This window comes from Psychrobacter sp. Ps2, assembly GCF_022129405.1.
Classification (GTDB): domain Bacteria; phylum Pseudomonadota; class Gammaproteobacteria; order Pseudomonadales; family Moraxellaceae; genus Psychrobacter.
Genome location: NZ_JADQAM010000059.1, coordinates 54,546 through 66,672, shown reverse-complemented (window position 1 = coordinate 66,672; position 12,127 = coordinate 54,546). Strand labels below are relative to the sequence as shown.

Below are 12,127 nucleotides of genomic sequence, written 5' to 3'. Positions count from 1 at the left end.
TCTATGCACTAATTTAGGCACTAATTTTTTGCCACACATTAACCTGTGGGTGCGCAATGCGGCGCATATTTGAAGGACGCCAGAACAACGCCTCACCTGGAGCCAATATAATATATCCCTCTAACGCGCACTGCTCTGACAACCGTGCCAAAATATCACGCTGATCAAATTTACGAAAATATAGCAGCATGTTTTGGCAAATAATCACATTCTGAAGATGCGTAGTGGGTGGTTTTTGTTCAATAATATTATGTACAGAAAAACTGACATGTGGCTGCAATACAGGTGCTACCTGCCAATTCTCCTGCATACTATTAGCCGCTTCTGATGTGCTAGGCTTCAATCTGTTTAATGTATTCTTAGATGGCAGCGGCTGAACAAACGACTGACATGATTGCGGGATTAAAGATTGCTGCCTGCTATCATATTGCCCCAACCGTGCGCTTTTAATAGCCTCTTCGCTGATGTCTGTCCCTAATATTGCATAGTCTTGACATTTCTGTGCAGCTAAGCTCATGGCCAGTGACCAAGCTTCTTGTCCACTTGCGCAGCCAACACTCCAAATACGAAATAAACTCTCAATATTGTCTGCTTTATAATGCTGGAGTGCATACTTTGCGACAAAGTCGATAGAGGGTCTATGTCGAAAGAAGCGACTCTCATGAATGAGTACTTTATCCAGCAACTGCTGACGCAACTCATCACTTTTCGATAGTTGATACCATAATTGCTGAACGCTCAATCCATTCGACATCGCCGTACAATCAATTGCATTAGCCAGCCACTGTAGCTGTATGTCTGGTAGCACAAATCCTGTCTCTTGCTCTATATACTTCTGCCATCGCTGCACATCCAAACTGTCGACTTTCATCAAAGTATTACCTAATGTCAGATCAACTGTATTCAGCAGATGATTTAGCTAATTAACGTTATTTAAGCTAGATAAATCATCTACTATAATTACGGCTTCTTTTTATCACTCTTACAGTAGCAAATTTATTCAATACGCAGAACAATCAAATGCTGTCGATCTTGTCCTAAAAGAATAAATAATCACTAAACGCTTTCTTTCAATGCGCCTTCCGTATCTAACACTTCATAATCTACTAGCTCGTCGTCGTTCGATACCTTAAAGCCCGTTACCGATTCCTGTAGTGCTGCTGCCATTTCACTTAGCTCACCAATAGAACGGGCTGTTGCCATCGTTCCAGAAGAAGTTTGCGAGGTAATATCTTGAATGATATTCATGGTATGAGAAATATGTCCAGCAGACTCAGCCTGCTGTAATGCAGCGTTTGAGATGTTTTGAATCAAGTCAGCCAAAGTATTAGAAACGCTCTGTACTTCTTCTAGTGCTTCACCCGCATCTTTTGCTAAGCGTGCGCCGCGTACAACTTCAGAAGTTGTTGACTCCATTGACATAACCGCTTCGTTGGTATCAGCCTGAATGGTTTTTACCAATGTTTCAATCTGCTTAGTAGCATTAGCTGAACGCTCAGCCAGACGCTGTACTTCATCAGCAACAACTGCGAAGCCTCGGCCCGCTTCCCCTGCCATCGATGCCTGAATAGCGGCGTTCAATGCCAAAACGTTGGTCTGGTCAGCAATATCGTTAATTAGTCCAACGATATCACCAATCTCTTGCGAAGACTCACCAAGACGCTTAATACGTTTTGATGTTTCTTGAATCTGATCACGAATAACGTTCATACCCTCAATAGAGCGTTGTACAACTTCTGCTCCATTGTGAGAGATAGCAACTGAACGCTGGGCAACCGTTGCAGATTCTGCAGCGTTGTTTGAAACCTGATCAATTGAGACAGTCATCTCATTAATAGCGGCTGATACACCAGCAATCTCTTGTGCTTGGTGTTCAGAAGCTTCGGCCAGTTCAACAGCATTCATCTGCGTTTGCTCTGAAGATTGCGATACTCGGTCAGCAGTGCTGTTAATAACCAGTACCAACTGTCGTAATTGGTCAATCGCAAAGTTGACTGAATCAGCAATCGCCCCTGTAAAGTCTTCTGATACAGTCGCATTGACGGTCAAATCACCTTCTGCCAAATCACCCAACTCATCAAGTAGACGTAAAATAGCGATCTGGTTACGTTCGTTTTCTTCTTGGATTTGACGCGCTCGCTCAGACTCAGCTTCTGCTTCTTGGCGGCGACGCAAGGTTTCTTTTTCAATAAGCGATCGCTCTGATCCACCACGGTTTTTCAGTAGCTGGTACAAAGCAAACAGAATCCCTAATGCGCCGATTGCAAATACAGCCGCTGGCAAGATAACGGATTGATTGAAACTATCGAAATACTGACTTACCGATGATAGCGAGTTAACTAGCCAAATCAGACAAGCCAAACTTAATAGAACAAAAAATCCTAACAATAGCTTCCAAGTACTATCAGCGTTTTTGCCATCTGCTGATGTTTTGGCCATACCAGCTACAGGTTTTTTTATCACATCACTCATCTTGCGTCTTCCTTTCAAACAGTCATCAAAGTCTAATTGTGGCTGACTTTGACAATCGTATTGTTATCTAAACAATGATTAGCAAAGCCTGTATAAATGCTGACATCGAACCCTATTATGTCAGTCGCTATTTCTCTGTCGTTACTTAACAGACAGGTCTTCTATTATCGACAATTATATTGCAGCATCTGAATACTGAGTATCCTGCGCAAGCAAACTTGGCATAAATACATACCAGTCTTGGTCATTTTTGAAAAACTTGCCATGGTTATAAGGCGCAAACGGCGACTCTAGATCTATGGCTTCTGGACGATACTGTTCTTGTGTGAACTGTTCGATACCAAGTACTTGATCAACCAGCAGTCCTGAAAAGTTATTGTCATAATCAATGACGATAACTTTCCGTTGGCTCATTTGTGTCAAGCGACTAGGGACTTGCAAAAAATGCGACAAATCCGTTAAAGGTAAGAGTCGCCCACGAATGTTGGCAATACCTAGCATCCATGGCTTTACTAGAGGTAGGCTAGTATATTCTGGCATAGATAATACCTCTGATACCTGACCCATAGGGGCAACTAAGCGCTGCCCACCAATTTCAAATACCACACCTTGCCAATCAAACTCTTGGCCACCGCGGCGACCGCTTTTGCGCGCGCGTGCCAAATCTGCTAAACGCAGAAGCTCGATAAATCCTCTAGAAGCCACAAGTTACTCCATCACTTTGCGAATCATATTGACCAATCCACTTTCATCAACTGGTTTGTTCATATATTCTTTGGCGCCCTGACGCTTGCCCCAAACTCTATCTGTTTCTTGGTTTTTGGTACTGATCATGATGACAGGGATATGAGCAGTGGTTTTACCGCGAGTAATCTTGCGCGTGGCCTGAAAACCATTCATTTCAGGCATGACCACATCCATCAAAATCACATCTGGTAAATGTTCAGCTGCCATCTGGCAACCCTGCTCACCATTGGTCGCTTCCAACACTTGAAAGTTATTTTTGGCAAGCATATCGCGAAATTTCGCCATTTCTGATGGCGAGTCGTCAATGACTAAAATGGTAGTCATAGGAGGTTCCTTTATGTTCTAAAATATCTATGAAGATATATTGATATATGGTTCAGATAAAATGATTAAAAATAGCACCTATAAATCTACTGGTAGCCACTCTTTAATCATAATTATTCAGTATTGAATAATCTGGAGCGATAATATCAATCACTCCCTGTAAGTCTATATTTATTCGATTAACGGTACTGATTAATAGCATCAAAAAGTTCATCTTTACTAAATGGCTTTGTCAGATACTCATCAGAACCCACAATACGACCACGTGCTTTATCAAATAAACCATCTTTAGATGACAACATAATTACCGGTTTATTAGCATAATCAGGGTTATTTTTTATCAGTGCACAAGTCTGATATCCATCTAGACGTGGCATCATAATGTCGACAAAAATAATATCTGGATTGTTATCTACAATCTTTGCTAACGCATCAAAACCATCGATAGCGGTCACTACTTCACAGCCCGCTTTTTGTAATAAAGTTTCTGCAGTACGGCGAATGGTCTTTGAATCATCAATTACCATTACTTTTAAACCTTCAAAATTATTTTCCATTCTCATTGTCCTGTAAACGACTATTTGTTCGTAACGCTGTCTAGTAATACAAAATTTGCTTGGCTATTTTAAACTTTTATATCATCTATTGTCAGATCGATATAAGTACCTATATTTGCATTGTCTGCGTTGAAATTTGTTATAACAGCGAATCTTCTGCAATTGATGCCTACTGACTAATCGCGGTATCAATATAGCGTACTATACGCACTTTATTATTATTAATCTTACAAAATCTAGCGTTATTTGAGTGCCTTGAATAAGATAACTTACCCCGCGAATATCTAATAGAAAAGTCAAATATAACAACGATTCCAATTAACTATAAATCCATTTTCCAACATATAAATAGATTGAAATTTGAATTGAAGGTAGCGTTATTATATTTTTGTATTGTATATAACTGGCAATGATATTACTGGATAATTTTCATTTGTAATAAATATGTATCAATGCATTTTATAGTGTTTTTTTTAGCATAGTTATTATTGCTTTTCCAGTGATTAGCAAAATTATGTTCGAACTCGTTGGTATCATAAATAACTGTTCTTATTTATTAAAGGTATAACTTCAACTTTTCCTAGTATTTGAATCATCAACTTTCTTAAGCTTAGTAAATATTTTACAGTCGTTCCACCGCGTTACAATTCACTATATAATAATATGACGATTACAATGGTGACTGCTATGACAGCTTCTAAACATTTAAGAAAAATCTTTTATTTATTCAGCGTACTATTTATCGCTGCTTGTCAGCCGTCACCTGTAAATGAACCGACTGTTACTGACACTGAAGCAGAGACCGCTGACACGCCAATTATCATCACAAGCGACAGTGTCACCATGACACCTGAACATATCTTGAGTATCAAACCTTCAAGGTATCAGCCAAGTCTCGGGTTACAAGGTAATATCGAACCTATCAAGCAGACCACATTTGTTGCGGTACATCCCATTCGTATAGAAGAGACACTGGTTAGTGAAGGTCAATGGGTAGAAAAAGGCACGCCATTGCTCGTCTTTAGACGTACGGGCACGGCTAGCAAAGCTGAAGATTTGAAAAAGCCTGAACAAGGCAATGTAGAATCAAACGATATTAATAAAACTAATTCAGAAGATACGCTTAATTCCGTACAAGCTGCGCCAAACACAGATATCGCTGTTGTAAGAAAGACTAACAATGATAAAAATTTAGAAGCAAAATCTGCGATAGATACTGATAGCAACATCCCTACTAGTCAGAATGCAGACGTTAATACTGCTAAACAAGATATGCAGTATAATTCGATTACCATTCATGCCAGCTTTTCGGGTCGAGTAGAAAGCTTATCTGCTGATGCAGGACAACAGTTAGCGGCGCGCACGTCTCTACTACAGATCAGTGACGAGACCAAACTGCACTTTATGGCTACCCTGCCTATACAAGCAAAACCACAGCTTTCCGTTGGTCAGACAGTCAATTTTACCGCCGAAGGTGTCTCAGACAAGTTTACGGGACAGGTCAGCAAACTGGTATCGACCAGTCAGCCCAAAAAGCTCTTGGTCTATGTTAATGTCATCGACAACGAAGTAAGTCGTGATAAGTTACTGCCAAATATGAAAGTTACAGGGCGCGTCAATTATGGTCAAATAGATGTTGGTACTATCGTACCTAAGCGCGCGCTACATGATGTTGATCTGACAGAGTTGCAAACTCCTCCTTATATGCCGCTACAACCATTGACTGCAAATGTTTGGATAATCGGTCAAGATCAGCGTTTAACGCGCCAACCTATTGAAGTAGTTGAATACGATCCTACTACGCAGCAGTATTTGATAGCAGGTGTGAGCAATGATAGCTTGATTTGTTTGGCGGACTTACCTGTTGATTCTAAAGGTAAAAAAGTCATTGTGTCATAATAGCTTATGCTGACAGTTACATTGCGTAGAAACATTAACAAAGCTTCTCTTGTTTTGTAACAGCATAATTAGGCAATATGACCCTACTATATATAGCATTATCCGAGTATTGAAATACGACTCATATTTAATTATTCACTATTCTGTATATTTGAAAACATAGAGGCTGAGGTTTAACTGTTTATTATTACCAACAGTCATTATTACCAGAAACGTTATATTTTTATAAATCACAATAACAATTAGAGGACGCCCCATGAGTAAGCAGATTTTATTGATTGAAGACGATCCAGATTTGGCTGAGCTGATCAGCGATTATTTGACCATGAACTATTATGATGTGCATCATGCTGGTCTTGGTCAAGAAGGTCTCGACTTATTAGACACCAAAGAGCGCGATATTGACTTGGTTGTATTGGATCTTATGCTACCTGATATGGACGGTATGCAAGTATGTCAAAAGATTCGTGGCAACAAGAACAATATGACCAATAAAGTACCTATTATTATGCTGACCGCAAAAGGCGATACAACTGATCGCGTATTAGGGCTAGAGATGGGTGCTGACGATTATATCGCCAAGCCCTTTGAGCCACGTGAGCTTTTAGCTCGTATTCGTGCGGTTATTCGTCGTCATGAGCAACCAAATCAAGCCGATAGCCAATCAGACAGCTTAACCTTTGGTCGTTTAAGCGTGTTCCCTGATAGTCATGAAGTCACTATCGATGACCAACCAGTACGTCTAACCACGCATCAGTTTCAGTTGTTACACTACTTTGCCACTCATTCTGGCAAGGTGTTGAATCGTGAGCAACTCTGGCAAGCGATGCCAAATGATGACAGCTCAGACAATATTGACCGTGCAATTGATGTACACATTTCGCGTCTACGTGCTTTGATCGAAGACAATCCACGTCAGCCAAAACGTATTATTACCGTACGCGGCGTCGGCTATCAATTTGCTACTGATCAGGTGTAATCACAAAGGATGCCTAATTAGCTGACTCATGGTGTAAACTCTATACCATGAGTCGGTACAAGCGTTTAATAATAGAGATCGTTTAATGCAGCAATTGGGTTTTCGTTCCGTATTTGCCAAACTATTTGCCAGCGTTATGCTGGCACTTACTTTATTTGCTGTGGCAATGGTGCTGTTGACCCAACTTGTTCATGACAAAGACGCTGGTATTCGCTCAGAGATATTAGCCACGCAGATCTTGGGGCAAATCGATCCCTTCTTGCATGAATTGAATATTTCTATCAGCAAAGACAATCGTTTGCAGTCGCGTTTTATGCTGGCTGTCGTTAAGAAAAGCTTCGATATTTTTGATGAATCACTGCAAGCAAAAATGGGATTGTATGACAGTGAAGGTCGACTGCTCATGCAAACTGACAATAGTGACCTACCGCTAGAGCTTCCCCCTACTCCTTCTTTGTTCTCGCGCGTTTTTCCATCACTTGCAGATACATCACCTACCAAGCAAGCCCAAGTGTATAGCAGTACGGGTTATACCTTACTGTATGAATCACGTCTCACGCCTAAAAAACCTGTCCTTTCTGCAGCCTTGAACTTGTTCACTGGTACGCTACTACTGCTACTCATCATGGCAGGTGTACTATGGTTGATTGCACGGACGATGACATGGCGAATTGACCAGTTGAGCCAACAAATGACTCAATTGGGTGACGGTGATTTTACTGTGCGAGTGAATGCGCGTGGTAATGATGAAATCGCTGCATTAGCACGCGGATTCAACCAAGCAGCACAAAAAATTGAACACTTAATTGATGCCAATAACTTGCTACTGGCACATGCCTCTCATGAGCTACGCACACCGATTACACGTATTCGTCTACAGATTGAAATGATGGATATGTTGGCTGGTGCACTACCAACTGATACCAAAGCAAAGTTCGATAAACGGGCACAAGCGATCAATAGAGACTTATCAGGTCTTAATGACTTAGTAGAAAGCATATTACTGGTTAGCCGTCTGGATGCGGGACATGCCTTACAACAAGTTGAAAACTTAGATTTATACGATTTGGTAAATCAAGAACGTCAGCACTATCCTGAAGCCACGCTGATTGGTGAACACATCGTGATAGATGGTCAATCATCAATGTTGACTCATTTGATTCGCAACTTACTTACCAACGCTATGCTACATGGCAAGCCACCTGTTACGGTATTGCTATATGGTGTTCAGAGCATAGAAGAAGCTGGAACTGTGCCTGACTATCTATTGCAAACAGTGCTATGCAGCAGCTTTATTGATTACAACAGTTTAGACTTCGACGATTATGAAGAAAACGCTGATGCCAAGGTAATTGAGCACCAAACCGCTAAACACGAAGCTACTAGTTCAGTTGATAAAAATAAATCAGAAACGCCTGACTCAACAGCAGATCTACCAACGCCGACTATCTATAAAAACGGTGAAGACATAGCTACTCGCAATGAGAACAACGAGAGCAATGGTGAAGTCAGTATTGATAACGGCCTTTCAGATGAAAGCTCGATAGACAGTGCTAGCAAACCCCAACCTACTACTAGTGAATCATCACTACTTTCTGACTATTACAGCTTTACCAGTGAGTTAACTGACAGAATTAAGAAAGTTATTTGGAAAGCTGTTCCAGATTCTACTGAACCTACTAACTACTCCGATAATACCAACAATGCTAACGTGACTGAAGTAACATCAACAAGCTCTATAAGTAACGTAGAAAGCGAGAATACTGACACTCTCATCGAGAACAGTGCCCAAAAATCAGATAAATCTATTACTGATACCGCTACTAAAAATAACGGATCAAACAATACGAAAGATGATGCCAAATCTAATAGCTCAAATAATGAGAACTCAAGCGCAGTCGTGCGTAAAGAAGGCTTATTTGCTAAGCATATGAAGAAAGCCAAAACTGAACCCGAACGTCCACTGCCAAAATATGCCGTGCTGGCTGTAATCGACGAAGGCACTGGTATCCCTGAAGGCAAGCGGGAAGAAGTCTTTAGCCCATTTGTACGTTTACAGCAAAAAAACAAAGGCTCTGGATTAGGGTTATCGTTAGTCTCACAAATCGTTACCGCTCATCAAGGGCGCATTATTACAGATACGCTAAATGGTCATACTAGATTTTTGGTAACCATCCCAATTCATCATGACCCTCATTACAACTATCACGAGTAATCAATCCCCATCATTATATAGATAGCTATCACACTGTCACCTTCATACTTAGCATTTTAACTGCTTATTCTTAATAGCTATTAATCATAAGCCGGACACGTATGTGCATATCCAAAGTGCCTGATAATATGCTATATTACCGCCCCTTATTATACGGTTATTGACTGTTGTCGTTTTGACAAGCTTCTTACATATTGAAAGAGGCCTGATGACGGGTTTTTGACCATTAAAAAATTTATTAAATTTTGAGCCCTCCATGAATGACATGATTGTCTTAAACGATGTGACCAAAAGTTTTTTAAGCGACCGATCAATCAAAGACAAAGACGGCAAGCCACATTGGTTTACCGCTGTTGAGCCGACATCTCTGACTATCAAACAAGGCGAAATCTTTGGTCTAATGGGTTATTCAGGGGCAGGTAAATCTACCTTATTGCGCCTAATTAACATGCTTGAGCGTCCAGATTCGGGTCAAGTCGTGATAGATGGTACTGACCTAACCACGCTGTCTGCCAGTGAGCTGCGTATTGCTCGTCATAATATCGGTATGATTTTTCAGCAGTTTAATCTGATGTCTAATCAAACGGTCTTTGACAACGTGGCATTTAACTTAAAAATCTCTGGTTATCCAAGTCGCGACATTCATAAGCGCGTTATGGATTGTCTTGCGATTGTTGATTTGACCGATCGTGCTGGTCATTATCCTGCGCAGTTGTCAGGTGGACAAAAACAGCGTGTGGGTATTGCTCGCGCGATTGCCCCTAGTCCAAAAGTATTGTTGGCCGATGAGCCAACCAGTGCGCTTGACCCTGCAACGACCCGTAGTTTGCTGACTTGTCTGCGCGATATCAATGAGCAACTTGGCGTGACTATCGTCATTGTGACTCATGAGATGAGTGTTATTCGTAGACTTTGTGATCGCGCAGCGTTATTGCATCAAGGACAACTATTAGAAGTTGCGGATGTGCGAGACGGTCTGATTCAAGCAACCACCCCGATTGGCAAAGGCCTAGTCGTCGAGGACTAATGAGGCAGGAGAAATAGATATGTTAACTGGTACTGAATTATCCGCCTCTATAGACAAGTTACTTGTTTTACGCAAAGAGATCGTGAGCGCGTTTATTGATACGTTTGTGATGCTCGGTATTTCAACCACAGTCGCAATCGTCATCGGTGGACTGTTTGGCGTATTCTTGTTTTTGTCTAGTGATCGACAGTTTTTGCAAAACAAGACGTTGTACGGTGTGCTTGGCGGTATTACCAACTTTATGCGTGCCTTCCCTTTCGTGATTTTGATGATTGCGATGAGTCCGTTTACCAAGGCCATCGTTGGTACGGGTATCGGACCAATTGCTGCATCATTGGTACTTGCTATCGCTGGTTCGTTTTATTTTGCGCGTTTGGTCGAGCAAAATTTACGTGAAGTGCCGCGCGGTATTATCGAAGCAACCGAATCAATGGGTGCACGACCTTTTACCATTATTAAAGTATTACTTAATGAAGCACGCTCAGGTTTAGTATTGTCAGTCACTATTCTTTGTATCAGCTTGCTCTCTTATTCAGCTGCCGCTGGTATGATCGGTGGTGGCGGTTTGGGTGATCTAGCCATTCGTTACGGCTATTATCGCTATCAAACCGAGGTAATGATTTTTATCGTGATTGTATTATCAATCATGGTCGTCTCGATTCAAGCCTCTGGTAACTGGCTCGCCAATCGTTTAGACAAACGTTAAACCGCTTTAGAGAATACTTGACTTTACGAGCGACTAGGTTTATTTTTGGCAACACTCAACCCTTATCTCAGCTCTTACAACAAAAGCAGCATTACTATTTATAATGTTGCTTTTTTAATGTTCAGACGATAAACGTTTTACTCAACCCCATTCATTATTAAGGACATATTATGAAATTAACAGATATCAGCCGTCAGTTAGCTACCGCATTTGCCGCTGTTGGTGTATCAGGTCTAGTCTTAGTCGGTTGCAGCAATTCATCAGCGCCAGAAGCGACTAAAGAGCCAGTAACCGAAGGTGCCACTGCAGAAACTGCCGCTAGCGATATCGATCCTGAACACACCAAAATTGTTATCGGTACGACTGAAGGTGATTTTGCTGATATGGTTCGTAACCAAGTAAAAGGTACACTTGAGGCACAAGGTTATGAAGTTGAGCTAATTGCATTTACTGACTATGTGCGTCCTAACCTTGCATTGGCTGAAGGCGACTTAGACATCAATATCTTCCAGCATAAGCCATATCTTGATACCTTCAAAACAGAGAACAATCTTGATCTCGTTGAAGTATTCCAAGTACCAACTGCACCACTTGGTATCTACTCAGGTAAAAAGACCAGCCTTGATGCTGCATTCAAAGGCATGAGTGTTTCTGCGCCTAACGATCCAAGTAACTTTGCTCGTGCATTGGTCATGATGGATGATTTGGGTTGGATTAAACTAAAAGACGATATCGATCCATTGACAGCATCAAAAGCTGATATCGCTGACAACAGCAAATACGATATCGAAATCGTTGAACTAGAAGCGGCTCAATTACCACGCGCGCGTGATGAAGTTGACTTCGCGGTTATCAATGGTAACTATGCTACTGACTCTGGTATCAAATTGACCGAAGCATTGTTCCAAGAGCCAAGCTTTGCTTATGTAAACTGGTCAGCGATCAAATCTGCTGATACTGGTAAGAAATGGGTTGAAGATGTGACCAACGCTTATAATTCAGAAGCTTTCAAAAAGTATGCTCATGAAACGTTCCCTGGCTACAAGTACCCAAAAATCTGGGGTACTGACCACAGCGCACATATGGACACTGCTGCTAAAACTGAAAACGCTGACGCTCCAGAAACTACAGAAGCTGCTGCTCAGTAAGACTTTAAATCAAAAACACCTAGCTTTTTAGGTGTTATGATTAATAGAAACGC

Annotated in this window: 10 protein-coding genes and 1 pseudogene; 6 read left to right on the top strand and 5 right to left on the bottom strand. The window is 41.2% G+C overall.

Features of this window, described 5'->3' with window-relative positions; translation table 11 throughout:
- Nucleotides 1–13 precede the first annotated feature (13 nt).
- The 5 genes and pseudogenes from I3254_RS10450 to pilG all read right to left on the bottom strand — a co-directional run bounded on the left by I3254_RS10450 (nt 14) and on the right by pilG (nt 4,100).
- On the bottom strand, nt 14–871 hold the full coding sequence (locus tag I3254_RS10450; protein WP_238052811.1) for a CheR family methyltransferase: 858 nt from the start codon (nt 869–871) through the stop codon (nt 14–16).
- 185 nt (nt 872–1,056) lie between these two features.
- Nucleotides 1,057–2,157, bottom strand: a pseudogene (locus I3254_RS10445) (methyl-accepting chemotaxis protein); the annotation flags it as partial.
- A 489-nt stretch (nt 2,158–2,646) separates the two neighbouring features.
- Nucleotides 2,647–3,177, bottom strand: a complete 531-nt coding sequence (locus tag I3254_RS10440) for a chemotaxis protein CheW (protein WP_238052810.1) — start codon at nt 3,175–3,177, stop codon at nt 2,647–2,649.
- Between the two features lie 3 nt (nt 3,178–3,180).
- Entirely contained in the window at nt 3,181–3,543 is a 363-nt protein-coding gene (locus tag I3254_RS10435) for a response regulator (protein WP_238052809.1), read from the bottom strand.
- Nucleotides 3,544–3,722: 179 nt separating this feature from the next.
- A complete protein-coding gene (pilG, locus tag I3254_RS10430) occupies nt 3,723–4,100 on the bottom strand; it encodes a twitching motility response regulator PilG (protein ID WP_057761576.1) in 378 nt (125 codons plus the stop codon).
- A gap of 687 nt (nt 4,101–4,787) precedes the next feature.
- Here pilG and I3254_RS10425 point away from each other — a divergent pair.
- The 6 genes from I3254_RS10425 to I3254_RS10400 all read left to right on the top strand — a co-directional run bounded on the left by I3254_RS10425 (nt 4,788) and on the right by I3254_RS10400 (nt 12,074).
- Complete coding sequence (locus tag I3254_RS10425; protein ID WP_238052808.1) at nt 4,788–5,999, top strand: efflux RND transporter periplasmic adaptor subunit; 1,212 nt, start codon at nt 4,788–4,790, stop codon at nt 5,997–5,999.
- A gap of 256 nt (nt 6,000–6,255) precedes the next feature.
- Nucleotides 6,256–6,978, top strand: a complete 723-nt coding sequence (locus I3254_RS10420) for a response regulator transcription factor (protein WP_057761578.1) — start codon at nt 6,256–6,258, stop codon at nt 6,976–6,978.
- A gap of 85 nt (nt 6,979–7,063) precedes the next feature.
- Nucleotides 7,064–9,193 carry an ATP-binding protein gene (locus I3254_RS10415; protein WP_238052807.1) on the top strand — a complete coding sequence of 710 codons (2,130 nt, stop codon included), beginning with the start codon at nt 7,064–7,066 and terminating at the stop codon, nt 9,191–9,193.
- 256 nt (nt 9,194–9,449) lie between these two features.
- Entirely contained in the window at nt 9,450–10,220 is a 771-nt protein-coding gene (locus tag I3254_RS10410) for a methionine ABC transporter ATP-binding protein (protein WP_057761581.1), read from the top strand.
- Nucleotides 10,221–10,239: 19 nt separating this feature from the next.
- On the top strand, nt 10,240–10,926 hold the full coding sequence (locus I3254_RS10405; RefSeq protein ID WP_057761583.1) for a methionine ABC transporter permease: 687 nt from the start codon (nt 10,240–10,242) through the stop codon (nt 10,924–10,926).
- Between the two features lie 170 nt (nt 10,927–11,096).
- Entirely contained in the window at nt 11,097–12,074 is a 978-nt protein-coding gene (locus I3254_RS10400; protein WP_238052806.1) for a MetQ/NlpA family ABC transporter substrate-binding protein, read from the top strand.
- The last annotated feature ends 53 nt before the right edge of the window (nt 12,075–12,127 follow it).